The sequence below is a fragment of the Allobosea sp. UNC402CLCol genome, from assembly GCF_000745475.1.
In the GTDB taxonomy this organism is placed as follows: domain Bacteria; phylum Pseudomonadota; class Alphaproteobacteria; order Rhizobiales; family Beijerinckiaceae; genus Allobosea; species Allobosea spartocytisi.
Genome location: NZ_JQJJ01000014.1, coordinates 315,334 through 341,911, shown reverse-complemented (window position 1 = coordinate 341,911; position 26,578 = coordinate 315,334). Strand labels below are relative to the sequence as shown.

The window sequence follows — 26,578 nt, the reverse complement described above, 5'->3', positions numbered from 1 at the left end:
TGTAGGCCCCCGTTAGAAAGGTCACCAGTCTCCCCGTTAGAGATGTCACTCGTTCTGAGTGCTGGCTTGCTGGGAGCTTTGCGTGATGACGGTGGTGTCGATGAGCCATGCCGAACTCGACCGGGTTCAGGTGCTGTGGGATGTTGTGGCGGAACGGATTTCGGTCGGCGACGCGGCGCAGCTACTTCATCTGACGCACCGGCACGTATTTCGGCTGCTGCAGGTTTATCGCCGGCGCGGGCCAGTCGGCCTGGTGTCGCAAAAGCGTGGCAAGCCGAGCAACCGGTCTTATCCGCCGACGGTCCGGACGCAGGCTTTGGCGCTGATCCGGGCGAACTATCCGGATTTCGGGCCAACGCTGGCGGCAGAGAAGCTCGCGGAACGGCATGGATTGCGGTTGGGCGTCGAGACGGTGCGGCGCTGGATGATCGCTGACGGAATCTGGCGCGATCGTCGAGAGCGGCTCAAGCCAGTGCATCAGCCGCGCTACCGGCGCGATTGCGTCGGCGAGCTCGTCCAGATCGACGGCTCGCAGCATTGGTGGTTTGAGGACCGTGGCCCGCAATGCACCCTGCTCGTCTTCATCGACGATGCGACCAGCCGACTGATGCACCTGCAATTCGTCACGGCAGAGTCGACGTTCGACTATTTTGCCGCGACGCGGAGCTATTTGCAGCGCCACGGCAAGCCGGTTGCGTTCTACTCTGACAAGCACGCGACGTTTCGGGTCAACAAGGTCGGTGCGACCGGCGGCAATGGCATGACGCAGTTCGGCCGGGCGCTGGATCAGCTCAACATCGACATCATCTGTGCCAACGTCCCGCAGGCCAAAGGCCGGGTCGAGCGCGCCAATGGCACGCTGCAAGACCGGCTGGTGAAGGAGCTGCGGCTCGCCGGGATCTCATCGCTCGAGGCCGGGAACGCCTTCCTGCCGGGCTTCATGGAGGACTTCAACCGGCGCTTCGCCAAGGTGCCGTTCAACGACAAGGATCTGCACCGTCCGCTCGCCGGGGACGACGATATCGACGAGGCCTTTGCCTGGAAGGAGGAGCGGACGGTTTCGCAGAACCTGACGCTGCAATACGACAAGATGCTGTTCATCCTTGAACCGACGCCGGTGACCCGCACCCTCGCCCGCCAGCGTGTCACGATCTACGACTATCCAGATGGTCGGTTTGCGATCCGGCACCAGGGCCTTGACCTGCCTTATCGGACTTTCGACAAGGTTCAGCAGGTCGATCAGGCCGCGATCGTCGAGAACAAACGGTTAGGCGCGACGCTGGCCTACATTGCCGAGCGCCAGAAGGAGCTCAACATGTCACGCAGCGGCCGAGCGCCTCGACGGCAGGGTCAGGGGAAGAGCATCTTCAAGGCCGGCTAGCGAAGCAGCCGGATGGATCGGCAATTTCCTAGATGGGTGGATAGAGGCTATTGCGGCTCCTATGATGGAGGCGTTACGACCGTCCATCGGGTTCAGCCGCTACTGGCAATGGTCGTGACAACGTCAGCCTCGCCTTCCTCTGTTGCTAAAGTCGGACTGATCAGCTTGAGCTTGGTTGTCGCGAGCTTGCCATTTGTAGCTATGTTATGGCGCCACTTCGCTGATCAAAGGCGCCTTGCTGTCGAGCCTCACATTCGCGGTAGTGTGCTATCTCACTGGCGTATCAAGCATAACACTCGCGCGGTGATCGAGTTTGTTAGGAAGGATGCTTCGGGAACGTGGGTCCTGTGCCAGACCGAAGTGACCTTGCCGGGCCATCAGGTGGAATACAGGCAAACCGTATTCGTCGTACCACGCTCGGACTCATGTGGGCAGCCAGCGGTCGCGCTGGTGGAGCCGAAGCGACGTTGAACGAAGATATAGCAATGTCGGCAGTGGGTCGTTCTTTGCCCTTCAGCGTGAGTCGCGCCCTGCCCGCCCGGTCGCTTGTAGCCATGCCGCAGCGCGGCTGCGCAACCCTGACCAGCTCCGCCGCGCTGCTTGAGGTAAGCCGGAGAACTGGCCTGAGTGACATTTCTAACGAGCACAGAAAGCGACTTGTCTAACGAGCTCTGACAATAGATACACACCCCGATGACGCTTCATGGCAGATCGTCGAGCCCTGCCCGTCGGTGGCTCAGACGATCTCTCCGGTCTCGGATCGCTCTCCGGCGCCCATCCGCCGATAGGCGAAGTATCGCCCTTCAGGAACATCGTCCGGCAGCGGCTCCGGCCTTAGTGCCGGATGATCGAGTGCCCAGCCGCTGACGACCAGAGCGGCGGGCGCCGCCAGTGCGGCGACCTCCGCCGGCAGCCAGCTCAAGGCCACCGCATCGCGCTCGGGCACCCCGGTCGTGACATCGATATGGATCAGGACGGCGCTCGCTCCATGTTGGGCGGCGAAAGCCGGCAAGGTCTCGGCCATGTCGCCGATGACGAGCAGTTGCGCCGGCGGCATCGATTGCGGATGGGCCTTGGGGTCGCGCTCGAAGACGTGAATCGCACGGCCCGGCAGGCGTTCGCGCAGATGGTCATAGGTTCGTCCGTTGCCGAGGCCCAGCTCGAGCACGAGCCCGTCCCGGCCAACGGTCTGCGCCGCCGCCCAGTCGAGCACGCTCCGCTGGGCTTCGAGACGGCGGATGAAGCTGTCGAGCCGGCTCATGCGGAGGCCCCGCCGCCCAACCCGCATGCGGAACACCGCACCGATCCGCGTGCCGTCATGGCCGATCCCTCCATCCTATTGAGCATTGCCAAGGCGCCGCCGACGCGGCCCTATAGTGTCGCGTCGGCGGCTCGCACAAGACGAGCCCCGCTTCAACGGCCGATAAGAGCCGCCTTCCCGGGAGAGAAACAGAGATGATCACGAGACGATGCCTGCTGATGGCTGCCGCTGCGGTTTCGCTGACGGCCCTGTCCATGCCTGCCCATGCCCAAAGCTGGCCGACGAGGCCGATCACCTTCATCGTACCCTTCCCGGCCGGCGGCGGCACCGACGCGTTCGCCCGGCCCCTGGGCGCGCAACTCGACCAGCAGCTCGGCCAGCGCATCGTCATCGAGAACCGCGGCGGAGCCGGCGGCACGGTCGGTGCTTCCGCCGCGTCGAAGGCGGCGCCGGACGGCTACACCTTCTTCGTCGGCGCGGCCCATCACGCCATCGCGCCGGCGCTCTATCCCAAGCTCGACTACGACATCCAGCGAGATTTCATCCCGATCGCGGTCATTGCCCAGCCACCGCAGGTCATCGTCGTGAATCCGGGCAAGGTCCAGGCGAAGACGGTGGCCGAGCTAGTGGACTACGCCCGCAAGAACCCGGAAAAGCTGAACTATGCCTCCGCCGGCAACGGCACGACGCACCATCTCGCCGGTGAGCTCTTCCAGATCTCGACCAAGACGAAGCTGACCCATGTGCCCTATCGCGGCGCCGGACCGGCGCTTCAGGATACGGTCGCCGGACAGGTCGACTTGCTGTTCGACGGGCTCGGCTCCTCGGCGGCGCAGATCCAGAGCGGCGCGCTGCGTGCGCTCGCGGTCGCGGCGCCGACGCGCTCGGAGACCGTCCCCGACGTCCCGACCGCGAAGGAAGCTGGCCTCGAGGGCTTCGAGGTCTCGACCTGGTATGCGCTCTGGGCGCCGAAGAATACGCCGCCGGAGATCGTGACCCGGATGCGGACGGAGGTCGAGAAGGCCCTTCAGTCGCCGATGATCACGGCCGCCTGGAAAAAGAACGGCTCGCCGATCCCCTCGCTCAGCGGCGAGGCTTTCGGCAGGTTCGTGACGGCGGAGGTCGAGCGCTGGGGCGGGGTCGTGAAGGAGGCGCAGGTCAAGCTGGAGTGAGGGAGCCCTCACCCGGCCTCCGCGCCCTCCTCCTCATCGAGCACGGCCCTCGCCACGGCGAAACCGAAGCCGAGCCGGGCGAGCACGGCCAGATCCTTGCGGCGCAGGGCGGCGGCATCCGCCGTACCATCTGTTGAGCGGCGCCAGCTTCCCAGGCGCTTGCGCCGCGCCGCGATACGCGCGGCTGCAAGTTCGCTCTCCGCATCGGTTGTCGCGACAGCCTCGACGAGTTCGCGGCCGACGCCCTTCGCCGCAAGCCGGCCGGCCACCGCTCGACCGGAAAGGCCCTTGCGCCGTAGGCTCGCCGTTCGCGCCTCGGCGAAACGGCGGTCGTCGACGAGCTGCAGCGAAACGCATTGCGCCACGACCTCGTCGAGCAAAGCCGCGTGCAGGGCCGGATCTTCGCCGTGATGGCGGCAGCTCATCGCGATCTTGCGGGCCAGAACCCTGCGCAACTGCGCGGCAGGCGCCGCATAGCGCTCGAGATAATGCAGTGCCGCCCGACGCAGATAGGTCACCGTGATCCGGCGTGGCACGCGGGTTTTGCGGGCCCCCTGCCCGCCCGAATCCTGCTGACCGGCCATGCTAGTCCGAAACCGGCTTGGAACGGCCGGCCTTGACGCCGGAGCGGCGCTCCTTCGAGGCAAGCCGGCGCTCCTTCGAGGCTTTCGTCGGCTTGGTCGCGCGGCGGACCTGCGGGCGCACGGCCGCCGCCCGGATCAGCTCAGCGAGCCGTTCCACGGCCTCCTCGCGATTGCGCTTCTGGCTGCGATGCGTCTGCGCGACAATGACGATGACGCCATCCTGCGTCAGCCTGCTGCCGGCGAGCTTCATCAGTCGGATCGCGACGTCGTTCGGTAGCGACGGGGAGCTGCGCGCATCGAAGCGGATCTGCACCGCGCTCGACACCTTGTTGACGTGCTGGCCACCGGGACCCGAGGCGCGCACGAAGCTTTCCTCGATCTCGCTCTCGTCGATGGCGATGGACGGGGTGACTTGAATCATGGGAGTGAGCTTACCTCAATCCACGGAGCCTGGCAGCGTGCAGCCTTCCCGAGATATCGCCCGCCTGATCGAAATCATGGCCGCCCTGCGTACGCCCGGCACCGGCTGCCCCTGGGATCTGGAACAGGACTTCGCCTCGATCGCGCCCTACACGATCGAGGAAGCCTATGAGGTCGCTGACGCCATCGCGCGCGGCGACAAGCTGGATCTCAAGGACGAGCTCGGCGATCTCCTGCTGCAGGTCGTCTTCCATGCCCGCATGGCCGAGGAGGAAGGCTCCTTCGCCTTCCCCGATGTCGTCGAGGCGATCACCTCGAAGCTGATCCGCCGCCATCCGCATGTCTTCGGCGATGCGCGCGATTTGTCGCCGGCCGAGGTCAAGGCGCTCTGGCATCGGATCAAGGCTGAAGAGAAGGCCGACAAGGCTGCCGCGCACGCAGCCGCCGGCCGGCCTCCGAAGGAGGAGGACAAAAGCGTCCTCGCTGGCGTGGCACATGGCCTGCCCGCCCTCTCCCGCGCCTGGAAGCTGCAGGCCCGCGCCTCGACCGTCGGCTTCGACTGGAACGACGCACGCCTCGTGCTCGACAAGATCCGCGAGGAAACGCAGGAGATCGAGGAGGCGCTCGCTGGCGGCGACAAGGCCGCCATCCATGAGGAAATCGGCGATCTGCTTTTCGTGATCGCCAACCTCTCCCGCCATGTCGATGCCGAACCCGAAGGCTGCCTCGCCGCCGCCAACGCCAAGTTCGAGCGCCGCTTCAAGGGCATCGAGGCCGCTCTCGAGGCCGAGGGCCGAACCGCCAAGGAGGCGAGCCTCGACGAGATGGAAGCGCTCTGGCAAGCTGTGAAGAAGGCCGAGAAGGCAGGCGGCTGAAACACGCTCTCTATCGGGCGAGCAGAACCGTCGCTGCCCTCGCAATGACCGCGCGGTCTATCTTTGCCGCTCAGCCTGCGGAAAACGTGCCGTGAACGCCCCTTCCCGCTCCCGCGGCAGGCGCACGGTGAGCGTGAGTCCGCCTTCGGCACCATCTTCGCGCGCCAGGATCTCGCCATTGGCATGGAGCCAGGCCAGCGACTTGCCATCGCCGGCCTCCAGCACGAGGGCGTAGACCGGCCGGCTCCGCGCGATGCGCGTTTCGATGGCGGCGGTCAGCCGGTCCATGCCCTCCCCGGTCAGGGCCGAGACCAGCACGGGGCGGCTTTCTTCCGGGCGATGCGCCGCGACCTCGAGCTGGCGGGCGCGCTCCGTTTCGCCGAGCAGATCGGCCTTGTTCCAGACCTCGATCACGCGCTGGCCGTCATCCGGGTTGATGCCGAGATCGCGCAGGATCGCCTGGACGTCGGCAGCTTGCGCCTGCGTGTCCTCATGCGAGACGTCCCGGACATGCAGCAGCACATCCGCCTCGATCGCATCCTCCAGCGTGGCGCGGAAGGCGGCGACGAGCTGGGTCGGCAGATCGGAAATGAAGCCGACCGTGTCGGAGAGCATGATCCGCGCGCCATGCGGCAACTTGATCGCGCGCGCCGTCGGGTCGAGCGTGGCGAAGAGCATGTCCTGCGCCAGCACCTCGGCCGAGGTCAGCCGGTTGAACAGGGTCGACTTTCCGGCATTGGTGTAACCGACCAGCGCAACGATCGGATAAGGCACGCGTTTCCGGCTGGCGCGATGCAGCGAGCGGGTGCGCTTCACGCTCTCCAGATCGCGCTCGATCTTGCTCATCCGCTCCTGGATGATGCGCCGATCCGCCTCGATCTGGGTCTCGCCGGGGCCGCCGAGGAAGCCGAAGCCGCCGCGCTGGCGCTCAAGGTGGGTCCAGGACCGGACGAGCCGGCTCTTCTGGTAGTTCAGATGAGCGAGCTCGACCTGCAGCGTGCCTTCCTTGGTGCGGGCGCGCCGGCCGAAGATTTCCAGGATGAGCCCGGTGCGGTCGATGACCTTGCAGCCGAAGGCCTTTTCGAGATTGCGCTGCTGGACCGGCGACAGCGCGCAATCCATCACCACAAGGCCGATTTCCTCGATCTTGATGCGCTCGGCCAGCTCCTCGACCTTGCCCTTGCCGAGATAGGTCGCCGGCCTCAGGGCCGTGAGCAGCACCTGCACGGCCTCGACCACCGTGAGGTCGATGGCGGCCGCCAGGCCGACGGCCTCATCGAGGCGGGCGACGAAGGAGCGCTGATTGCTGTCGACCGCGAGGCCACGCTTCTGCTGATACGGGCCGACCACATAGGCGCGCGTATTCGCCGCGATCTCGCGTTCGATCTCGTCGAGCGGCTTGGGGCCTGAAACCTTCACCGCCGCCCGTTGCTTGTCGTCTTCGCGGCTGGCCGCCAAATCAGTTCTTGTCCGTTTCCTCGGGCTCGAACAATTGCACGGGGTGCCCCGGCATGATGGTCGAGATCGCGTGCTTGTAGACGAGCTGCGAGTGACCGTCACGCCGCAGCAGCACGCAGAAATTGTCGAACCAGGTCACGACGCCCTGCAGCTTCACGCCGTTGACGAGGAAGATCGTCAGCGGAATCTTCTGCTTGCGCACGTGATTGAGGAACGTGTCCTGGAGGTTTTGAGCCCGCTCTGCGGCCATGGGTAGTCCCTATTGTTGGGATCGCCGATCGGATTGTATCCGCGATCCAGTTCGTCCCGTTCTGGCCGGCAAGCCACCTTACCGACCCGAGACACCGACATCACATTAGATCGTTGACTTCGCATGCAACGCAAGTGCAGCAAAGCCGTGTTTTTAGGCATCCTACCTGCGTGACGCGCAGATGGGCATGCGCAAGGCGCCTGACGCTCACCCCACTCCCAGCGATTTGAGCTTCCGGTGCAAGGCGGAGCGCTCCATGCCGATGAACTCGGCCGTCCGCGAGATATTGCCCGAGAAACGCGCGATCTGGGCGATCAGATATTCGCGCTCGAAGATCTCGCGCGCGTCGCGCAGCGGCAGGCTCATCAGGCGTTCCCCGCCCGAGCCCGAAGGCGTCGTCGGGACCATCGCGCCAACCTCCGCCGGCAACATCTCGACGGTGATCTCCGAGGTCGGGTCGCCCTTGGTCAGGATCATCAGCCGCTCGACATTGTTGCGCAGCTCCCGGACGTTGCCGGGCCATTCATGCGATTGCAGCACGGCCATCGCATCCGCGCCGATCTGCCGCTTGGGCAGGCCCGAGGCCACCGAGATCTGGTCCATGAAGAACTCGATCAACTCCGGCACGTCCTCCCGTCGCTCCGACAGCGGCGGCACCTTGATCGGGACGACGCCGAGGCGGTGGTAGAGGTCTTCGCGGAAGCGCCCATCGGTGATGAGCTGGGCCAGGTCGCGGCTCGACGAAGAGATGATGCGGACATCGACATGGACGCGTGTCGCCCCGCCGACGCGCTGGAAGTTCTGATCCACCAGCACCCGCAGGATGCGGTTCTGCGTCTCCCGCGGCATGTCGCCGATCTCGTCGATATAGAGCGAGCCGCCATGCGCCTCCTCGAGCGCGCCGACGCGCCGCGAGCGCCCGTCCCCGCCCTCGACGCCGAAGAGCTCCTCTTCCATCGTGTCGGGCGTGATCGTCGCCGCGTTGATCACGACGAACGGGCCGGAGGACCGGTTCGATGCCTCGTGCAGGGTGCGGGCCGTGAGCTCCTTGCCGCAGCCGGGCTCGCCGGTGATGAGGACTCGCGCATTGGTCGGCGCGACGCGTTCGATCGTCTGGCGGAGCTGGTTGACCACGGTGGAGTGGCCGACGATGCGGTTCGCCTGGACCGAGCGTGTCTTGAGCTCCCGCACCTCCCGGCGCAGCCGCGATGCTTCCAGCGCCCGCTCGGCCACGAGGACCAGCCGGTCCGCCTTGAACGGCTTCTCGATGAAGTCGTAGGCGCCGCTCTTGATGGCCGAGACGGCCGTCTCGATGTTGCCGTGGCCGGAGATCATCACCACGGCGAGGTCGGGGTGGCTCTCCTTGATGAGGGCGAGCACCTGCAAGCCGTCGAGGCGGCTGCCCTGCAACCAGATGTCGAGAAAGACCAGGTTCGGCCGCCGGGCCGCGATCGCCGCCAGCGCCTCGTCGGCGGAACCCGCCTTGCGGGTCCGATAGCCCTCGTCTTCGAGAAGGCCGGCGACCAGATCGCGGATATCGACTTCGTCGTCCACTACCAGGATGTCAGCACTCATAGGCGTGTCCCATTCTGCATGTCATGCTCTGGCGCAGCGCTGCCTCGCTCGGCAGCCTCCTCGCCATTGTCGGCCTCCTGAACCGGGCCTGTTTCGGGGAACCAGAGACGGATGCGCGCGCCGCGCGCGCCGTCGGGTCGGTCGAGCAGCTCGATGCCGCCGCCATGGTCTTCGAGAATCTTGCCGACGATGGCGAGGCCGAGCCCGGTCCCCCCCTCGCGGGTGGTCATATAGGGCTCCAGCAGCTTCTGGCGCTGGTCTGCGGGCAGGCCCTTGCCGTTATCCGTCACGTCGATGACGATCCGGCCATCGGCCCAGCGCTCGAACTGGACCTGGATCAGCCCCTGCCCTCGCTCCTCGGGCGGAACCGCCTCGATGGCTTCCGTCGCGTTCTTGATGACATTGGTCAGGGCCTGCGAGATCAGCCGGCGGTCGAACCGGGCCTGCATGGCTTCCGCCGGCAGGCTTTCCTCGATCGTCGTCTCGGGATTGCCGACCCGCCAGAGGAAGACGATCTGCCGGACGGTCTCGACGATGTCCTCGCGCAGCAGCGCGGGCTTCGGCATGCGGGCGAAGGAGGAGAATTCGTCGACCATGCGCCGGATGTCCTCGACCTGCCGCACGATCGTATCCGTGCACTGGTCGAAGACCTCCTTGCCCTCGATGATGACCTTGCCGAACCGGCGCTTGATGCGCTCGGCCGAAAGCTGGATCGGCGTCAGCGGGTTCTTGATCTCATGCGCGATGCGCCGGGCGACATCGGCCCAGGCCGCCGTGCGCTGCGCCGAAACGAGGTCGGTGATGTCGTCGAGGGTCACCACGAGCCCGGCATTGATCCCCTCGCCCTCATGCACGGCGCGGATGTTGACGACACGGTCGCGCCCTGCCCGCGAGATCGTCACCTGGCCGGAACTCTGCCGCTGGCGGCCCTGAAGCGCGTCGGCGACGAAACTCGCAACCTCCGGCGCGATCTCCGCGATCGGCTTGCCGAGCAGCCGTCCGCCGGTGCCGATCAGGCTCTCGGCCGAACGGTTGATGATGGTGATGTGGCCTTCATTGTCGAGGCTGAGCACGCCGGACGACACGCCCGACAGCACGGTCTCGGTGAAGCGCCGGCGCCGGTCGATCACCTCGCTTGCCGTGACCAGCCCGTCGCGCTGCCGGCGCAGCTCCGCCGTCATCTTGTTGAAGGTTTCCCCGAGATGGGCGAGGTCCCCCTCCGAGCGCTTGATCGGCACCTGCACATAGAAATTGCCGCTCGAGACCTGGTCGGCCGCATGGATCATCCGCCGGATGGGCGCGACCAGGCGATTGGCGAAGCTCAGGCCGAGCCAGATCGCCGAGAGCAGCAGGATCAGTGCGATCAGCCCATACATCGAGGCAAAGGCGATCTGGACGCCCTTCCGGCGCGCATCGATCGAGAGATACTCAACCGCCGCGCCACGCGCGACCGCGGGGAATTCGACTGCCAGCGGGTCCACCTCGCGGGCGATGTAGAGGAAATTGCCGTCATAGATCGGCAGCTTCACCAGCGCGCCGAAGATCCTGCCGGTGCGCGGAATCACGCAGATCGGATCCGGCGAGGCCGAGGCGTCGTCGAAGGCGGCCTGGTCGGGCTTCGGCGGATCCTTCAGCACGTCGATATTGGCGCGCACGACCGTCTTGTCCGGCGGCTGCATGATCGCCGCCACAGGCAGGCCGAGCGCGGTCGCCCGGGCGGTCATGAAGCTGTCGAACCATTTGCGGTCGACATCGAAGGCAGGCTTCGCCCGCGTCAGATCGTCCGCCAGCACGCGGATCTCGCGGCCGAGCGACTTGCACTGGCTGGCGGCATAGGCATCCGCCACCTCGACCGATTTGAAGATGGCGTCGCGCATCCGGTCGGAGAACCACGGCTCGAGCCCGCGCTCGATCGTCACCGTCGCGATGACCGCGACGAGAATCGCCGGCAGCGCCGCGATGAAGCTGAACAGGCCGACGATGCGGACATGCAGGCCCGCCGCCGCCGCGCCCGCCTTGCGGGCCCGGATCAGCACGGCGGCCTCGAAGACCACGACGACCAGCAGGGCCAGGATCAGCAGTGCGTTCAGCACGAAGACGCCGATGACCACCTCGTGCACCGGCGCGATCGGCGTCGCGCCCGACAGGACGAGGAAGGTCAGCAGCGCCGAAACCAGCGCGAGAACGACGATGATCCCGCCGATCCACCCGGAGACGTGGCGCTGCTTTTCCTCGGCGCGCGGCACGATCCTGGTGTCACTTACGGAAAACGACACGATATTCGACAACTCCAGGGGTGCGCGGCCGGCAGCCGGTCGCGCTCGCATGCGTCACTGATGCGCCGACGCAACGGTGTTGTCAAAATATGACATAGGCAAGGCAAGCCGGCCGGTCGGTGCCGGCGGCCGCGCTATCGGCCGATGGCCTCTGAAAGCCGCCCGGAAGCGCCGCGAGGCTTCAGCGTGGCGTCCGCACCACCTGCATGTCGAGTTCGCGGATCTTCTTGCGCAGCGTGTTGCGGTTGAGACCGAGCAGCTCCGCTGCGCGGATCTGGTTGCCGCGGGTCGCGGCGAGCGCAGCCGCGATCAGCGGCGGCTCGATCTCGCGCAGGATGCGGTGATAGAGCCCGGGCGGCGGGATATTGTCGCCAAATCCGCCGAAATACTGGTTGAGATGGCGCTCGACCGAGCCCGACAACGTTTCTGCCCGTTCCGGCGCCGTGCTGGCGCCGCTATAGCCCGGCGTCGCGCTCGCCGGCTGCAGCTCCGCCTCGACGATCGGGGCGGTGATGGTTTCCTGTGGATAGAGCGCCGCCAGCCGCCGGACCAGATTCTCCAGCTCACGGACGTTGCCGGGCCAGCGATAGCGCCGCATCACGTCCATCGCCTCCGAATCGACCTGCTTGCGCGGCAGGCCCTCCTTCTCGACCAGCGAGAAGAAGTGGCGGACGAGATCCGGGATGTCCTCGACGCGCTCGCGCAGGGGCGGCAGGCGGATCGGCACCACGTTCAGGCGGAAGAACAGATCCTCGCGGAACAGCCCCTGCGCGATCGAGATGCGCAGATCCTTGTTGGTCGCGGCGACGATGCGGACATTGGTCTTGATCGGCGTGCGCCCACCAACCGTGGTATACTCGCCCTGCTGCAGCACGCGCAGCAGCCGGGTCTGCGCCTCCATCGGCATGTCGCCGATCTCGTCGAGGAACAGCGTGCCGCCTTCCGCCTGCTCGAAGCGGCCCGACGAGCGGGTCAGCGCGCCGGTGAAGGCGCCCTTCTCATGGCCGAACAGCTCCGATTCGATCAGGTCCTTCGGGATCGCCGCCATGTTGATCGCGACGAAGGGGCCGTTCTTGCGCTTGCCGTAATCGTGCAGCGCCCGCGCCACCAGTTCCTTGCCGGTGCCGGATTCGCCGTTGATCATCACGGTCAGGTCGATCGGCATCAGGCGCGCCAGCGCCCGGTAGACGTCCTGCATCGCCGGCGAGCGGCCGATCAGCGGAATGTCCTCGGCCTCGCCCACCTGGGCGCGGGCCGCATCGCCACGTGGCCGCGACATGGCCCGCCCGACGATGGCGACGAGTTCCTTCAGGTCGAAGGGCTTCGGCAGATATTCATAGGCACCCCGCTCGGAGGCCTTGATCGCGGTCATGAAGGTGTTCTGCGCGCTCATCACGATGATCGGCAGCTCCGGCCGCACCCGCTTGATACGCGGCAGCAGGTCGAAGGCGTTGCCGTCCGGCATGACGACGTCGGTGATGATGAGATCGCCGAGCCCCTGCGCGGCCCAGGTCCAAAGCGTTGCCGCCTGCCCGGTTGTCCTCACCTCATAACCGGCCCTCGCGAGCGCCTGGTTGAGGACCGTGCGGATCGCGGCGTCGTCGTCGGCTACCAGAATGTTCCCGGTCGGCATGTGTTCGCGCTGGCCTTACGTTGCCTGTCCCGGGCGCTGATGCAGGGGCAGGAGAATCCTGAAATTGGTACGGCGGGGAACGGACTCGCATTCGACGATTCCGCCATGATCGCCGATCACCTTGGCAACGAGTGCAAGTCCAAGGCCACTTCCCTGCGCCTTGGTCGTGACGAAGGGATCGAAGAGGAGATGCAGCAGGTCCGACGGCACGCCCGGACCGTTGTCGCGGATGACGATCTCGAGCGGCAAAGCGATGCGATCGGACGATCCGGGCACCTGCATGCGGATGCCAGGACGATAGGCGGTCGACAGGGTGATCTCACCGTCTATCGCTTGTTCACCAATGGCTTCGGCGGCGTTCTTCACCAGATTGAGCAGCACCTGGACGAGCTGGTCGCGGTTGCCCGACACCGGCGGCAAGGAAGGATCGTAGACCTCGTTGAAGCGGACATGCCGGGCAAAGCCGGATTGTGCCAGGCGCTTCACATGGTCGAGCACGTCATGGACGTTGACCGCGTCGCGTTCGCTCGGCCGCTCGTCGCCGAACAATTCGACGCGCTCGACCAGCTTCACGATCCGGTCGGTCTCGTCGCAGATGAGCTGCGTCAGCATCCGGTCGGAATCCGAGATCGAGCCTTCGAGCAGCTGCGCGGCGCCGCGTATGCCGGAAAGCGGATTCTTGATCTCATGAGCCAGCATGGCGCCGAGCGCCGTGATCGAGCGGGCTGCTCCTCGATGCGTCAATTGCCTGTCCATTTTTTCGGCAATTGTCCGTTCTTGCAGCATCAGGACGACGGCAGGCCCCTGATTGGGCAAGGGAGAGGCGAAGACATCGACGATGCGCTCATTCCCGAGGCGGGGACAACCCAGGTCGAGCCGGTACTCGCTGACGCTCGCGCCACGGCGATGCACCTCCTCGACCAGCGCCAGCACCGGCGATCCGAAAGCGATGAGGTCGTCGAGCCTCTGCCGCCTGAGCAGGGCGACGCTCGACTGAAAGAAGTTCTCGGCCGCCATATTGGCATAGATGACCGCATGGGCCTCGCCGATGACGAGCACGGGCATCGGCAGCACATTGAGCGCCTGCATCTCGATCGGGTCGAGCAGGTAGCTGGCCCGGCCCTGGGCGCCCGTCTCGGCAAACATCACCGTCATCAGCTCGACTCCGGTTCAAGCCGCTTCGCGGCAGCGATCGGTGGAAAACAGCCCCGACAGCGCGGCGATGACCTGCCGCGGCTCCTCCGAGGTCAAAAGAATGCGCCGGCGCTCCGGATCGGCCTCGCAGCCATCCGCCAGCGCGTCGTCGGCATAGGCGGCCAGATGCTTGCGCGCATGACGCACGCCATGCGCGATCCCCATCAGCGTCAGCAGCCCCTCGTAATGCTCGCGCGCCATGGCGAGCTTGTCCGAGAGCGTCACCGTCTGTGCCGGCAGACCGTCGAGCGCGGCCCCGATCGCGCCGACCAGCCAGGGCCGCCCGAGAGCGGCTCGTCCGACCATGATGAAATCGGCGCCGGACTGATCGAGACAGGCGCGGGCGTCCTCGACATCATGGATGTCGCCATTGGCCACGAGCGGGAAATCGCCAGCCGCCCGGACCGCAGCAATGGCGCGCCAGTCGGCCTTGCCCTTGTAGAATTGCTGCCGGGTGCGGCCATGGACGGTGATCAGCCGCGCGCCCGCCGCCACGGCGCGGCGCGCCAGCTCGGGCGCGTTGCGCGAGGCATCGTCCCAGCCGAGCCGCATCTTCACCGTCACCGGCACCTTCACGGCCGCCACGGCGGCTTCGACCAGGCTGACCGCGTGATCGAGATCGCGCATCAGCGCCGAGCCCGCCCAGCCACCCGTCACCTTCTTCGCCGGGCAGCCCATATTGATGTCGACGATATCGGCGCCATTCGCCTCGGCCAGCCGCGCCGCCTCCCCGAGCCAGTGCGGATCGCAGCCGGCGAGCTGCACCACATGGGGCGAGACCCCCTGCCCTTCGGCACGGATGCGCGCCTCCTCGCTGCCACGGACGAATTCATCCGAGGCCACCATCTCCGAGACGAGGATACCCGCGCGGAAACGGCCGGCGATGCGGCGCATGACGATGTCGGTCACGCCTGACATCGGCGCCAGGAAGGCGCGGGACTGGATCGGGATACCGGCGATCTGCAACAACTCACAGCCTGCTTTTGAGGCAATCTCTAGGATGCATATTTATTGGACATTGCTGCATAAGCGCAAGCGTCTTGACGTTGATATTGCGATGCAACATCGCCGCACCCCCTGCCCGAGCGCCACCGAATTGGCTATGGCTTCCGCCGATTGCGATTTCTCCGTCCAGGGCAAGGGAACGTGCCGAACCGAATCGAGACCTCCGCCCCCGTCGCCGCCCTGCTCGTCGCGGCCGGTCGCGGCTTGCGCGCAGGCGCCGGCCAGCCGAAGCAATACAGGCTGATCGACGGGCGCCCGGTTCTCGCGCAGGCGCTGGCGCCTTTTCTGGCAGAGCCTGCGATCGGCCGCGTCGCTGTCGTGATCGGCGAGGGCGACGAGGATCGCTATGCCGACGCCATCGCCGGCCTCGACCCCGCGCGCCTTGCGCCGCCGACCATCGGTGGCGCGACCCGGCAGGACTCCGTCCGGCGTGGGCTGCAGGCGCTGGCGCGCGACGGCTTCGATGGCATCGTGCTGGTCCATGACGCGGCGCGCCCCTTCGTCTCGCCGGCCCTGATCGACGCCGCCATCCGCACATTGGACGAAAGCGGGCTCGCGGCCATCCCCGCCCTGCCGGTCACCGACACGATCAAGCGCATCGACGAGCGCGGCCACATCGCCGAGACGCCGCCCCGGGACCGGCTCGTCAGCGTGCAGACCCCGCAGGCCTTCCGGTTCGGCCCTTTGCTGGCCGCTCACGAGGCGGCCGGCGCCGCGCTCCTGCACGGCTTCACCGACGATGCCGCGCTGATGGAATGGGCCGGCCATCCCGTCGCAACCTTTGCGGGTGATCCCGCCAACATCAAGCTGACGCATCCGGAGGATTTCATGCGGACCGGCGCCGGCAACGGCAAGCTGCTCGTCACCCGCGTCGGCACGGGCTACGACGTCCACGCCTTCGGGCCGGGCGATCATGTCTGGCTCGGCGGCGTCAGGATCGGCCACGATCAGGGCGTCGTCGCTCATTCCGACGGTGACGTCGCGCTTCATGCCTTGACCGACGCGCTGCTGGGGGCGCTGGCCGAAGGCGATATCGGCACGCATTTCCCACCGAGCGATCCGCAATGGCGCGGCGCCGCCTCGGCGAAATTCCTCGCCTTCGCGGCGGAGCGCGTGCGCGAGCGCGGTGGCCGCATCGACCATCTCGACCTCACCATCGTCTGCGAGGCGCCGAAGGTCGGCCCGCATCGCGACGCGATCCGCGTAGCGATCGCAGCCGCCGCCGGCGTCACGGCCGGCAAGGTCGCGATCAAGGCGACGACCTCCGAGCGCATGGGCTTCACCGGCCGGCGCGAAGGCCTCGCCGCGCTGGCCACAGCAACGATCCGGCTGCCCGAGGAGGAGTGAGGCCATGTTCGACCCCGACATCCGCGCGCTTGCAGCCGAACTGCTCGATATGAGCAAGGAGCGCGGCTTCACGGTCGCGACGGTCGAATCCTGCACCGGCGGCCTCGTCTGCGGCGCGCTGACGGCGATCGCCGGCTCGTCCGCGATGGTCCAAGGCGGGCTGATCACCTATGCGAACGAGGCCAAGGCGGCTCTCGCCGGCGTTCCCGAGCCCCTGCTGAAACAGCACGGCGCCGTCAGCGAGCCCGTCGCCCGTGCCATGGCGGAAGGCGGCCGCAGGCGCCTCGATGCCACCTTCGCGGTTTCGATCACCGGCGTTGCCGGCCCCGGCGGCGGCAGCGTCGAGAAGCCGGTCGGGCTCGTCCATTTCGCCTGCGCCGGCCCTTCCGGCACGCGCCATCGTGAACGCCGCTTCGGCGAGAAATCGCGCGACGAGATCCGCCGCCTCAGCGTGCTGGAAGCGCTTGATCTGCTGCGCGAGACGGCGCTGACCGGGCCGTAGAGACTTACTTTCGCGCGTTCGCTTCGACGCTCGGCAAGCTCTATGTTCCGAGCGCTGCAGCCCCGCCGCGTCCATAGACCTGATCGGCCCGGCGCTCGAAGGCTTCCGAGAACTTGCGGAAGGCCTTGTCGAACATGGCGCCCATCAGCAGGCCGAGCATCCGGCTGGCGAATTCGTAGGAAATGAAGAAGCCGACCTCGCAGCCGCTGTCGTTCGGCTTGAAGGTCCAGCGATTCTCCAGATGCCGGAACGGCCCGTCGACATATTCGACCAGGATCTTCAGGTTTGCCGGATCGAGCGTCACGCGGCTGGTGAAGGTCTCGCGGATAGCCTTGTAGCCGACCGTCATATCGGCCAACAGCACCTCGCCCCCGCCTTCGCGCGGCGTGCGGCGGCGCACCACCAGCCCCTCGCAGAGCGGCAGGAATTGCGGGTATTTCTCGATATCCGCCACGAGCGCGAACATCTGCTCGGGCGAGTGCTTCACCCGGCGGGTGCTGTTGAACATCGGCATGGGGAGCGGCGCCGTCAGCCGCCGAGCTTTGCCGCACGATTCGCGCGCAGCCGGGCGAAATCCTCGCCGGCATGGTGCGAGGAGCGGGTCAGCGGCGTCGAGGACACCATCAGGAAGCCCTTGGCGTAGGCGATGGTCTCGAAGCTCTTGAACTCGTCCGGCGTGACGAAGCGGATCACCGCATGGTGCTTGCGCGAGGGCGCGAGGTACTGCCCGATGGTCATGAAGTCGACCTCGGCCGAGCGCAGATCGTCCATGAGCTGGAGAACTTCGTTCCGCTCCTCGCCGAGCCCGACCATGATGCCGGACTTGGTGAAGATCGTCGGGTCGAGCTCCTTCACCTGCTGCAGCAGCCGCAGCGAATGGAAATAGCGCGCGCCCGGCCGCACCTTCAGATACTTGCCCGGCACGGTCTCGAGATTGTGGTTGAACACGTCGGGCTTGGCCGCGACGACCACTTCGAGCGCGCCCGGCTTGCGCAGGAAGTCCGGCGTCAGGATCTCGATGGTGGTGCCGGGCGAAGCCTTGCGAATGGCGCGGATCACGTTGGCGAAATGCTCGGCGCCGCCGTCCTTGAGATCGTCGCGGTCGACCGAGGTGATGACGACATGCTCGAGCCCAAGCTTGGCGACGGCATCCGCGACCTTGCGCGGCTCCTCCAGATCGAGCGGCAGCGGCACACCGGTCTTCACGTTGCAGAAGGCGCAGGCCCGCGTGCAGGTGTCGCCCATGATCATGAAGGTGGCGTGCTTCTTCTCCCAGCACTCGCCGATATTCGGGCAGCCGGCCTCCTCGCAGACCGTGACCAGCTTCTCGGCCTTCACGATCTTCTGCGTCTCGGCCCATTTCGGCGAGCCTGGCGCCTTGACGCGGATCCAGTCCGGCTTGCGCAGGACCGGGTTTTCCGGCCGCTTCTGCTTCTCGGGGTGGCGCAATTCCGCTGCGGGCTGGCGAGCTTCCGCCTTCGGATTGCCGGCATTGGGTCGCGGATCGCGGTTCAGAAGGTCGAGAACAAGCGCCATAACGGGGTCCGGGCTTCAAAAGCAGGAGCCGGCAAGGCCGGCTCCCTCTTAGCTAATCCCCAAAGCGCGCTCCCGCAACTGCCCGACGGGCAAGCGCTCCTCAGCGGCGCCCGCGCGCCGCGTTCCAGATCACGATGATGACGATGGCGCCGGCCACCGCAGCCGTCAGCGTCCGCCAGAAGCCGAAGACCGGAACCTCCAGCAATTCGGCGATCTTGGCGCCGACGAAGGAGCCGGCGACGCCGACCAGCATGTTGGTGAAGAGACCGTGATCGGATGAGGTCAGGCGCTCGGCGATCCAGCCGGCGATGAGACCGATCAGCAGCGTCATGAAGAAACCGTAGCCCGGCTGGGCCATGGTGGCGGCAAAGCTTTCCATCGCGGATATCCCCCTAGCCATGCGCGAAGGCGCGCGCCGATAACCGTAAGCCCTGCGTGAAAGTTCCTGAAGACGAAATCCAAACTTACGCGATGAAGCGTGCCAGCAGGATGACGAGGATGGCACCCAGCACCGCCATGCCGGCATCGTCGAGGAAACCGTAGCCCGTATTCAATCGCCAGCCGGTCAGGCGCACGATGCCCTGTCCCACCAGCATGCCGAGCACGCCGACGACGGCATGGCGGATCAGCCCGCCTCCGCCGACCACGAGGCTCGCGGCGAAGCCGATGACGGTGCCGGACGCCACTGTCGGGACGATGACGCTCCAGTCGAGCGGCAGCGTCCGGCGCGGCGGCAGGATCTCGATATCCTCGTCGCGGACGACGCGATCGGGCTTGGATGATTTGCGGGTGCGTGGCGGCATGGGCGCAATATGGAGCGCGAGCGGGCGGCCGCCAAGTCGATGCGGGCGAGCGTCGCGGCCGATCAGCGGACCATCGCTGCGAGCGCGGAAACCGACGTCGCCGCAAGCGCGCCACCGAAATTATGCCCGCCCCCGACGATCTGCGCTCTCGCGGGCAGCCCCCTCGCCTGCACCTTCGCGACATAGTCCGCCGCCAGTTCCGGGCGGGTGTTGTCGTCCGCCTGTCCGGTGACAGTGACGATCGGCGTCCCTGCGGGAATGCCGGACACGTAGTCCACCGGCGACTGAGCCGCTCCTGGCCGCCGGCCTCGGCTGGCATACCAGGCCGGAACGTCGCAAGGGCATGACACCAGCACGAGGCCGTTGATCAGGCCGGGATGGCTTCCGGCCACGACACCGATCGTGCCGGCGCCACCCGAATGCCCGAGAGCCACCACGTTGCGGGCGTTGTAGATGCGCTTCAGCTCCTGGATCGCCCCGGCGACAGCGCTGTTGTTGCCGGATTGGAACGTATCCCGACGGCCATTATCGGAGCCGTCGCTGCGACGGCCGGCGCGGTCGTAATAGCCGGGCCGCAGCAGAGCAACGGCCACCACATTCTTGCGGCCGGCCGCGAACCGCCTGGCATGGCCGTACATGTAGTCGGCCGGCCCTCCGGCCGAAACGTCCCCGTGAACAAAGATGGCGAGGACGGGGCGCGTCCCGCCGCCGGGTGCCGCGCCGAACGCTTCATAGGCCAGGCCGTTGGCGCATGTATCGCCGTCACAGGCCAAGGCTCCCGCGCCGCCAAACAGGACAGCCGCGAGAACGGTCAGCAGCCTTGCACCCGCACGCTTCATGGCACGCCCCCGCCGCCATATCGCCCATGGAGAGCCAATTCCAGGCTCTCCGCCGTGACTGCGCAGCTAGGCGTTCAACACCTTGCCGTAAGCATCGAGCACGCTTTCCTTCATCACTTCCGACAGGGTCGGATGCGGGAAGATGGTGTGCATCAATTCTTCCTCGGTCGTCTCGAGGTTCATCGCGACGACGAAGCCCTGGATCAGCTCGGTGACCTCCGGGCCGACCAGATGGGCGCCGAGCAACTTGCCGGTCTTGGCGTCGAAGATCGTCTTCGCCAGCCCCGAATCCTCGCCGAGCGCCACGGCCTTGCCGTTGGCGACGAAGTTGAAGCGGCCGACCTTGAGCTCGTAGCCGGCAGCCTTGGCCTTCGCCTCGGTCAGGCCGACGCTGGCGATCTGCGGGTGGCAATAGGTGCAGCCGGGGATCATCGACTTGTCCATCGGGTGCGGATGCAGCCCCTTGATCGCCTCGACGCAGATCACCGCCTCATGCTCGGCCTTGTGCGCCAGCATAGGCGGGCCGGCGACGTCACCGATGGCGTAGACGCCCTTGACGTTGGTCCGGCAGAGATCGTCGATGACGATGCAGCCGCGATCGGTTTTCACGCCGAGCGCCTCCAGCCCGATATTCTCGATATTGCCGACGACGCCGACGGCCGAGATCATGCGGTCGGCCGTGATCGTCTGCTTGCCGCCCTTCTCGTCCTCGATATGGGCGGTGACGGAGTCCGCTGATTTCTCGACCTTCGTCACCTTGGCGCTGGTGATGATCTTCATGCCCTGCTTCTCGAAGGCCTTTCGCGCGAAGGCGCCGATCTCGGCATCCTCGACCGGCACGACCTGCGGCAGCACCTCGACCACCGTCACATCGACACCCATCGTCCGGTAGAACGAGGCGAATTCGATGCCGATCGCGCCGGAGCCCATCACGAGCAGCGATTTCGGCATCTTGGCCGGAACCATCGACTCGAAATAGGTCCAGATCAGCTTGCCATCCGGCTCGAGGCCGGGCAGCGCGCGCGGCCGGGCGCCGGTCGCGACGATGATGTGGTCGGCGGTATAGGTGCCCTCGCCCTTGGCGTTCTTCGGGATCGGGCCCTGCGGCTGCATCGCCGGCTTCTTGGTCGGCGCGACGGTGATCGTGCCGGGCTTGGTGAGCTTGGCCTCGCCCCAGATCACGTCGACCTTGTTCTTCTTCATCAGGAACTGGACGCCGTTGTTCATCCTGACCGCGATACCGCGCGAACGCTTCACGACCGCTTCAAGATCGGCCTTGAAAGAACCTTCCAGGACGAGTCCGTAATCCTTGGCATGCTGGCCGTAATGCAGGATCTCGGCCGAGCGCAGCAGCGCCTTGGTCGGGATGCAGCCCCAGTTCGAGCAGATGCCGGCGAGATGCTCACGCTCGACGATCGCGGTCCTGAAGCCGAGCTGGGCGGCGCGGATGGCGGCGATATAGCCGCCAGGGCCGGAGCCGATGACGATGATGTCGTAGTCAGCCATGGTGTTTCTCCCGCCGCCTCAGACCAGCATCGCCATGGGCTTCTCGATATAGCCCTTGAACGCCGCGAGAAGCTCGGCACCAAGCGCGCCGTCGACGGCGCGGTGGTCGGTCGAGAGCGTCACCGACATCACCGTCGCGACAGCCGGCTGACCGCCCTTGACGATGACGCGCTGCTCGCCGGCGCCAACCGCCAGGATCGTCGCATGCGGCGGATTGACGATCGCCGCGAAGTCCTTGACCCCGAACATGCCGAGGTTCGAGACTGCCGTCGTGCCGCCCTGATACTCTTCGGGCTTCAGCTTGCGGGCCTTGGCGCGGGCCGCCATGTCCTTCATCTCGTTGGAGATCTGCGACAGCGTCTTGTGGCAGGCATCGCGGATGATCGGCGTGATCAGGCCGCCCGGGATCGAGACGGCGACGCCGACATCGGCATGCTTGTGCTTGAGCATCGTGTTCTCGGTCCAGGACACGTTTGCGTCCGGAACCGCCTTGAGCGCCAGCGCCAGCGCCTTGATGACCATGTCGTTAACCGAGAGCTTGTAGGCGGGCTTGCCGTCCTTCTCCGGCGCGGCCGCATTGAGCTCCGCGCGCAGCTTCAGCAGCGCGTCGAGTTCGCAATCGACGGTGACGTAGAAATGCGGGACGGTCTGCTTGGCCTCGAGCAGGCGGCGCGCGATCGTCTTGCGCATCCCGTCATGCGGAATTTCTTCATAGGAATCCGGCGCGAACAGCTTCTTGACCGCCTCGTCCGAGGGGCCGGCCGCGAGCGGCGCGGCAGCGGGCTTGGCCGTGGGAGCAGCCGCCGGGGCAGCCTTGGCACCGCCGCCCTTTTTGGCAGCCTCGACATCCTTCTCGACGATGCGGCCATGCGGGCCGGAGCCGGCGATGGCGGAGAGGTCGAGCCCCGCGTCCTTGGCGAGACGCCGCGCCAGCGGCGAGGCGAAGGGGCGGCTGCCGTCAGCCTTCGCCGGAGCAGTCGCAACCGGTGCTTCAGCCGCCTTGGCAGGCGCAGCGGCGGCCGGAGCGACTTCGGCTTTCGCAGGCTCGGCCTTGGGAGCTTCCGCCTTCGGCGCAGCGCCGGCCGCCGGAGCGGAGACGCTCTTGGCGTCCTCGCCCTCGCCGGCGATCACGCCGATCACCTCGTTGACCGCGACATCGGCCGTGCCTTCCGGCACCACGATCTTGGCGAGGATGCCCTCATCGACCGCCTCGACCTCCATCGTGGCCTTGTCGGTCTCGATCTCGGCGATGATGTCGCCGGACTTAATGGTGTCGCCTTCCTTCTTCAGCCATTTGGCGAGATTGCCCTTCTCCATCGTCGGAGAGAGCGCGGGCATCAGGATGTTGGTCGGCATCGGTCAGCCCTTCTCAGCGATAGCAGACGGCCTTGGCCGCCGCGACGACCTCGCCGATATTCGGCAAAGCGAGCTTCTCGAGGTTCGCCGCGTAAGGCATCGGCACGTCCTTGCCGGTGACGCGGGCGACGGGGGCGTCGAGATAGTCGAACGCCGCCTCCATGATCTTCATGCCGATCTCGGCGGTGACGCCGGACTGCGGGAAGCCCTCCTCCACCGCGACGCAGCGATTGGTCTTCTGCACGGAGGCAACAACCGTCTCGATATCCATCGGGCGGATCGTGCGGAGGTCGATGACCTCGGCCTCGATGCCGTCCTTGGCCAGCGCCTCGGCAGCGCCGAGCGCATAGGTCATGCCGATGCCAAAGGAGACGATGGTCACGTCGGTGCCCGGCCGCACCACCTTGGCCTTGCCGATCGGGATCAGGAAATCGTCGCCCTTCGGCACGTCGAAGGACTTGCCGTACATGATCTCGTTTTCGAGGAAGATCACCGGGTTCGGGTCGCGGATCGCGCTCTTGAGCAGCCCCTTCGCGTCGGAGGCGCTGTAGGGCATCACCACCTTGAGGCCCGGCACGTTGGAGTACCACGCCGCATAGTCGTGGCTGTGTTGGGCACCGACGCGGGCGGCCGCGCCGTTGGGGCCGCGGAACACGATCGGGCAGCCCATCTGTCCGCCGGACATGTAGAGCGTCTTGGCCGCGGAGTTGATGATCTGGTCGATCGCCTGCATGGCGAAGTTGAAGGTCATGAACTCGACGATGGGCCTGAGGCCCGAGAGCGCCGCGCCGACGCCGATGCCGGCGAAGCCATGCTCGGTGATCGGGGTATCGATGACGCGCTTGGCGCCGAATTCCTGCAGCAACCCTTGAGTGACCTTGTAGGCGCCCTGATACTCCGCGACCTCCTCGCCCATGACGAAGACGTCGCCGTCGCGGCGCATCTCCTCTGCCATCGCGTCACGCAGCGCCTCGCGGACCGTCTGGCTGACGATCTCGGCGCCGGCCGGGAATTCGGACGAAGCGTCATAGGCCTTCGCCTGGGCCGGCACGCTCTCGGGCTTGCTGGCAGCGGGAGCGTCTTCCGCCTTGGCCTCGGGCTTCGGCTCTTCCTTGGCCTCGGCCGGCTTCTCGGCCGCCGCCTTGCCGGCTCCGCTCGCCGCGGCGCTGACATCCTCGCCATCGGCGGCGATCACGCCGATCCGCGTGTTGACCGCGACATTCTCGCTGCCGTCCGGCACCAGGATCTTGGCGAGGATGCCCTCATCGACCGCCTCGACCTCCATGGTCGCCTTGTCGGTCTCGATCTCGGCGATGATGTCGCCGGACTTGACCTGATCGCCCTCTTTTTTCAGCCACTTGGCCAGTTTTCCTTCCTCCATGGTGGGAGAAAGGGCAGGCATGAGAATGTCGATCGGCATGAACGCACCCGGATTCTAGACGCGGGGAAAGGCGAGAGGCGGCAGCGGCGCGGGCGTCAGCCCTGCGCCGGCTCCAGCAGGATGTCGGTGTAAAGTTCCGAGACGTCGGGCTCGGGGTCATGCGTCGCGAATTCGGCGGCGTCGTTGACGATCTCGCGCACCTTGGCGTCGATCGCCTTCAGCTCGTCCTCGCCGACCTTGAACTCGCGGACCAGCCGGGCCCGGACCTGCTCGATCGGATCATGCTCCTCGCGCATCCGCTGGACCTCGTCCTTGGAGCGGTACTTCGCCGGGTCCGACATCGAGTGGCCGCGATAGCGGTAGGTCTGCATCTCCAGGATGTAGGGGCCCTTGCCGGAGCGCGCATGGTCGATCGCGCGCTGGCCGGCCTCGCGAACGGCCCGGACATCCATGCCGTCGACCTGCTCGCCCGGAATGTTGAAGGAGACGCCGCGGCGCGAGAAATCGGTCTGGGCCGAAGCGCGGCTCACCGCGGTGCCCATGGCGTAGCGGTTGTTCTCGATGATGAACACGACCGGCAGCTTCCAGAGCTCGGCCATGTTGAAGCTCTCGTAGACCTGGCCCTGATTGGCGGCGCCGTCGCCGAAATAGGTCATCGAGACCGTGTTGTCGCCGCGATACCAGTCGGCGAAGGCGAGGCCCGTTCCGAGCGATACCTGCGCGCCGACGATGCCGTGGCCGCCATAGAAGTTCTTCTCGCGGCTGAACATGTGCATGGAGCCGCCCTTGCCGCGCGAATAGCCGCCGCGCCGACCGGTGAGCTCAGCCATCACGCCGCGCGATTCCATGCCGCAGGCCAGCATGTGGCCGTGGTCGCGATAGCCGGTGATGACCTGGTCACCATCCTTGGAGGCCATCTGCATGCCGATGACGACGGCTTCCTGGCCGATATAGAGGTGGCAGAAGCCGCCGATCAGGCCCATGCCGTACATCTGGCCGGCCTTCTCCTCGAAGCGCCGGATCAGCAGCATCTCGCGATAGGCGTGGAGGTCTTCGTCCTTGGTGAAGGGAGTGACATTGCTGGCAGCCGGGGCGGACTGCCCCGCTCCCTCCTTGGCCGAACGTGCCTTTGCCGGCTTGGCGGCGGCTTTCGATGGGGCGGGAGCTTTCGGTTTACGCGCAGCAACAGCCATAGACGATCCTCCAAGGGCCTTCGACCTTTGTTGTAGAGGATCGAAAAAACCTTGGCGAGGACGCTATCTCGCACTGCACCATCATCTAAGCCGTTGAAATATAATGATACTGCAGGCGTAACTGGATTCAAGTTAATTGATACGTCTGAGACTAACAGCCGGCTCGCTAACGCCCCATGATCACGACGTCGTTCTTGTGGGTCCGGGCAAGCATGGCACGCGCCGACTCGTCGAGCAGATCGCGATCGACATTGTCGTCGCGCACGAGGGCGAGGCGCTGTTCCCAGGATTTGCGCTCCAGGGTGAGCGTCGCCAACTCCGCTTCCAGTTCGCGCAGCGATTCCCGAACGGCGCCGCGCGCCTCGAGGCCGCGCGCGCCGTGCTGGGCGTGGAACAAGAAATAGCTGACCGTCAGCGCCGACACCGCATAGAGCGCGAGCGTCACGAAGACAGATCTGAGACCGCGACGAATGACCATGGTTGATGAGACTAGGATGGCGTGGTTTCCGGGCGGTTAACGCACGGGGCCGGAGGGTTACGCCAGGAAGGGGACAGGCGGCATGGATGTGCATTGGACATGTTGACCCGCGCCCTTCACCTCCGTATGTCAGCGGGCCTGTGAGGGCGGGTAGCTCAGTGGTAGAGCACGTGACTTTTAATCATGTGGTCGTGGGTTCGATCCCCACCCCGCTCACCACCACCCGGAATCGGGCCACGGCCTGAGCCGGCCCCATCGCCGGACGCTTCCGCCCCCATCGGCGCCTGCGCGCACCCAAGCCCCGCCCCGGAGGAATGCCGTGCCCAAGCTGTGCAAATTCACCTCGCCGCGCGACGGCAAGCCCGTCTATGTCAATCCCGAGCAGGTCGTCGTGGTCTACACCCACAAGGGCGAGCCGGCGGACACCATCATCGGGTTCGGCAAGGATTTCATGCTCGGCGTGCGGGAGAGCCTCGAGGAAACCGTCCGCATTCTCGAACAGGCGACGGCTTCCAAAAGCCAAAACTGAACGCGGCGGCCCGAAGCCGGGACG

General features: G+C 66.3%; 26 protein-coding genes and 1 tRNA gene. 7 read left to right on the top strand and 20 right to left on the bottom strand.

Going from position 1 to position 26,578, the window contains the following annotated elements; translation table 11 throughout:
• The first annotated feature begins 85 nt into the window (after positions 1 to 85).
• Positions 86 to 1,381: an ISNCY family transposase gene (locus GY40_RS20125; RefSeq protein ID WP_038358251.1), complete on the top strand. Its 1,296-nt coding sequence runs from the start codon at positions 86 to 88 to the stop codon at positions 1,379 to 1,381.
• Positions 1,382 to 2,117: 736 nt separating this feature from the next.
• Here GY40_RS20125 and GY40_RS20120 read toward each other — a convergent pair.
• Positions 2,118 to 2,642, bottom strand: coding sequence for a class I SAM-dependent methyltransferase (locus tag GY40_RS20120; protein ID WP_051988320.1), 525 nt, complete (start codon positions 2,640 to 2,642; stop codon positions 2,118 to 2,120).
• Between the two features lie 194 nt (positions 2,643 to 2,836).
• On the opposite strand from GY40_RS20120, the gene GY40_RS20115 reads away from it, so the two are divergent.
• Positions 2,837 to 3,814 (top strand): Bug family tripartite tricarboxylate transporter substrate binding protein, encoded by a 978-nt coding sequence (locus GY40_RS20115; protein WP_038365857.1) that lies wholly within the window; start codon positions 2,837 to 2,839, stop codon positions 3,812 to 3,814.
• 8 nt (positions 3,815 to 3,822) lie between these two features.
• Here GY40_RS20115 and GY40_RS20110 read toward each other — a convergent pair whose 3' ends face one another.
• Both GY40_RS20110 and arfB read right to left on the bottom strand, forming a co-directional pair.
• The gene (locus GY40_RS20110; RefSeq protein ID WP_038365854.1) at positions 3,823 to 4,398 is read right to left on the bottom strand and encodes a regulatory protein RecX; all 576 of its coding nucleotides are present in this window, start codon (positions 4,396 to 4,398) and stop codon (positions 3,823 to 3,825) included.
• A gap of 1 nt (position 4,399) precedes the next feature.
• Entirely contained in the window at positions 4,400 to 4,819 is a 420-nt protein-coding gene (gene arfB / locus GY40_RS20105; RefSeq protein WP_038365852.1) for an alternative ribosome rescue aminoacyl-tRNA hydrolase ArfB, read from the bottom strand.
• Positions 4,820 to 4,856: 37 nt separating this feature from the next.
• On the opposite strand from arfB, the gene mazG reads away from it, so the two are divergent.
• Entirely contained in the window at positions 4,857 to 5,693 is an 837-nt protein-coding gene (gene mazG, locus GY40_RS20100) for a nucleoside triphosphate pyrophosphohydrolase (RefSeq protein ID WP_038365849.1), read from the top strand.
• Between the two features lie 57 nt (positions 5,694 to 5,750).
• Here mazG and hflX read toward each other — a convergent pair whose 3' ends face one another.
• From hflX to dusB, 7 genes are all read right to left on the bottom strand, one after another.
• Positions 5,751 to 7,043: a GTPase HflX gene (gene hflX, locus GY40_RS20095; RefSeq protein ID WP_248311229.1), complete on the bottom strand. Its 1,293-nt coding sequence runs from the start codon at positions 7,041 to 7,043 to the stop codon at positions 5,751 to 5,753.
• Between the two features lie 109 nt (positions 7,044 to 7,152).
• The gene (gene hfq / locus GY40_RS20090) at positions 7,153 to 7,401 is read right to left on the bottom strand and encodes an RNA chaperone Hfq (RefSeq protein ID WP_038365847.1); all 249 of its coding nucleotides are present in this window, start codon (positions 7,399 to 7,401) and stop codon (positions 7,153 to 7,155) included.
• Between the two features lie 207 nt (positions 7,402 to 7,608).
• Positions 7,609 to 8,976, bottom strand: a complete 1,368-nt coding sequence (locus GY40_RS20085; protein WP_038365845.1) for a nitrogen assimilation response regulator NtrX — start codon at positions 8,974 to 8,976, stop codon at positions 7,609 to 7,611.
• Positions 8,973 to 11,252 (bottom strand): sensor histidine kinase NtrY-like, encoded by a 2,280-nt coding sequence (locus GY40_RS20080; protein ID WP_248311226.1) that lies wholly within the window; start codon positions 11,250 to 11,252, stop codon positions 8,973 to 8,975. Before GY40_RS20080 ends, GY40_RS20085 begins: the two co-directional genes overlap by 4 nt.
• Before the next feature lie 181 nt (positions 11,253 to 11,433).
• Positions 11,434 to 12,885, bottom strand: a complete 1,452-nt coding sequence (gene ntrC, locus GY40_RS20075; protein WP_038365842.1) for a nitrogen regulation protein NR(I) — start codon at positions 12,883 to 12,885, stop codon at positions 11,434 to 11,436.
• A gap of 15 nt (positions 12,886 to 12,900) precedes the next feature.
• Complete coding sequence (locus GY40_RS20070; RefSeq protein WP_051988336.1) at positions 12,901 to 13,974, bottom strand: two-component system sensor histidine kinase NtrB; 1,074 nt, start codon at positions 13,972 to 13,974, stop codon at positions 12,901 to 12,903.
• An 81-nt stretch (positions 13,975 to 14,055) separates the two neighbouring features.
• On the bottom strand, positions 14,056 to 15,045 hold the full coding sequence (gene dusB, locus GY40_RS20065; protein ID WP_038366068.1) for a tRNA dihydrouridine synthase DusB: 990 nt from the start codon (positions 15,043 to 15,045) through the stop codon (positions 14,056 to 14,058).
• Positions 15,046 to 15,225: 180 nt separating this feature from the next.
• Here dusB and GY40_RS20060 point away from each other — a divergent pair, with 180 nt between their 5' ends.
• Positions 15,226 to 16,431: a bifunctional 2-C-methyl-D-erythritol 4-phosphate cytidylyltransferase/2-C-methyl-D-erythritol 2,4-cyclodiphosphate synthase gene (locus GY40_RS20060; RefSeq protein ID WP_156116012.1), complete on the top strand. Its 1,206-nt coding sequence runs from the start codon at positions 15,226 to 15,228 to the stop codon at positions 16,429 to 16,431.
• 4 nt (positions 16,432 to 16,435) lie between these two features.
• Entirely contained in the window at positions 16,436 to 16,933 is a 498-nt protein-coding gene (locus GY40_RS20055) for a CinA family protein (RefSeq protein WP_038365840.1), read from the top strand.
• Between the two features lie 40 nt (positions 16,934 to 16,973).
• Here the strand turns inward: GY40_RS20055 and GY40_RS20050 are convergent, their stop codons facing one another.
• From GY40_RS20050 to GY40_RS20005, 10 genes are all read right to left on the bottom strand, one after another.
• On the bottom strand, positions 16,974 to 17,447 hold the full coding sequence (locus GY40_RS20050; RefSeq protein ID WP_038365838.1) for a type II toxin-antitoxin system RatA family toxin: 474 nt from the start codon (positions 17,445 to 17,447) through the stop codon (positions 16,974 to 16,976).
• A 14-nt stretch (positions 17,448 to 17,461) separates the two neighbouring features.
• Positions 17,462 to 18,469 carry a lipoyl synthase gene (lipA, locus tag GY40_RS20045; RefSeq protein WP_038365835.1) on the bottom strand — a complete coding sequence of 336 codons (1,008 nt, stop codon included), beginning with the start codon at positions 18,467 to 18,469 and terminating at the stop codon, positions 17,462 to 17,464.
• Between the two features lie 100 nt (positions 18,470 to 18,569).
• A complete protein-coding gene (locus GY40_RS20040) occupies positions 18,570 to 18,848 on the bottom strand; it encodes a GlsB/YeaQ/YmgE family stress response membrane protein (RefSeq protein WP_038365832.1) in 279 nt (92 codons plus the stop codon).
• 85 nt (positions 18,849 to 18,933) lie between these two features.
• On the bottom strand, positions 18,934 to 19,272 hold the full coding sequence (locus GY40_RS20035) for a GlsB/YeaQ/YmgE family stress response membrane protein (RefSeq protein ID WP_051988318.1): 339 nt from the start codon (positions 19,270 to 19,272) through the stop codon (positions 18,934 to 18,936).
• A gap of 62 nt (positions 19,273 to 19,334) precedes the next feature.
• Positions 19,335 to 20,111, bottom strand: a complete 777-nt coding sequence (locus GY40_RS26700; protein ID WP_051988317.1) for an alpha/beta hydrolase family protein — start codon at positions 20,109 to 20,111, stop codon at positions 19,335 to 19,337.
• A gap of 66 nt (positions 20,112 to 20,177) precedes the next feature.
• Positions 20,178 to 21,617 carry a dihydrolipoyl dehydrogenase gene (gene lpdA, locus GY40_RS20025; protein WP_038365829.1) on the bottom strand — a complete coding sequence of 480 codons (1,440 nt, stop codon included), beginning with the start codon at positions 21,615 to 21,617 and terminating at the stop codon, positions 20,178 to 20,180.
• Between the two features lie 18 nt (positions 21,618 to 21,635).
• Positions 21,636 to 22,973, bottom strand: coding sequence for a pyruvate dehydrogenase complex dihydrolipoamide acetyltransferase (locus tag GY40_RS20020; protein ID WP_038365826.1), 1,338 nt, complete (start codon positions 22,971 to 22,973; stop codon positions 21,636 to 21,638).
• A 13-nt stretch (positions 22,974 to 22,986) separates the two neighbouring features.
• Positions 22,987 to 24,393 (bottom strand): pyruvate dehydrogenase complex E1 component subunit beta, encoded by a 1,407-nt coding sequence (locus tag GY40_RS20015; protein WP_038365823.1) that lies wholly within the window; start codon positions 24,391 to 24,393, stop codon positions 22,987 to 22,989.
• Positions 24,394 to 24,449: 56 nt separating this feature from the next.
• Entirely contained in the window at positions 24,450 to 25,547 is a 1,098-nt protein-coding gene (pdhA, locus tag GY40_RS20010) for a pyruvate dehydrogenase (acetyl-transferring) E1 component subunit alpha (RefSeq protein WP_038365819.1), read from the bottom strand.
• A gap of 166 nt (positions 25,548 to 25,713) precedes the next feature.
• Positions 25,714 to 25,992 carry an FtsB family cell division protein gene (locus tag GY40_RS20005; RefSeq protein WP_248311225.1) on the bottom strand — a complete coding sequence of 93 codons (279 nt, stop codon included), beginning with the start codon at positions 25,990 to 25,992 and terminating at the stop codon, positions 25,714 to 25,716.
• A gap of 177 nt (positions 25,993 to 26,169) precedes the next feature.
• Here GY40_RS20005 and GY40_RS20000 point away from each other — a divergent pair.
• Positions 26,170 to 26,244: transfer RNA gene (locus GY40_RS20000), tRNA-Lys, on the top strand.
• A 100-nt stretch (positions 26,245 to 26,344) separates the two neighbouring features.
• On the top strand, positions 26,345 to 26,554 hold the full coding sequence (locus GY40_RS19995; RefSeq protein ID WP_038365813.1) for a hypothetical protein: 210 nt from the start codon (positions 26,345 to 26,347) through the stop codon (positions 26,552 to 26,554).
• Positions 26,555 to 26,578 lie beyond the last annotated feature (24 nt).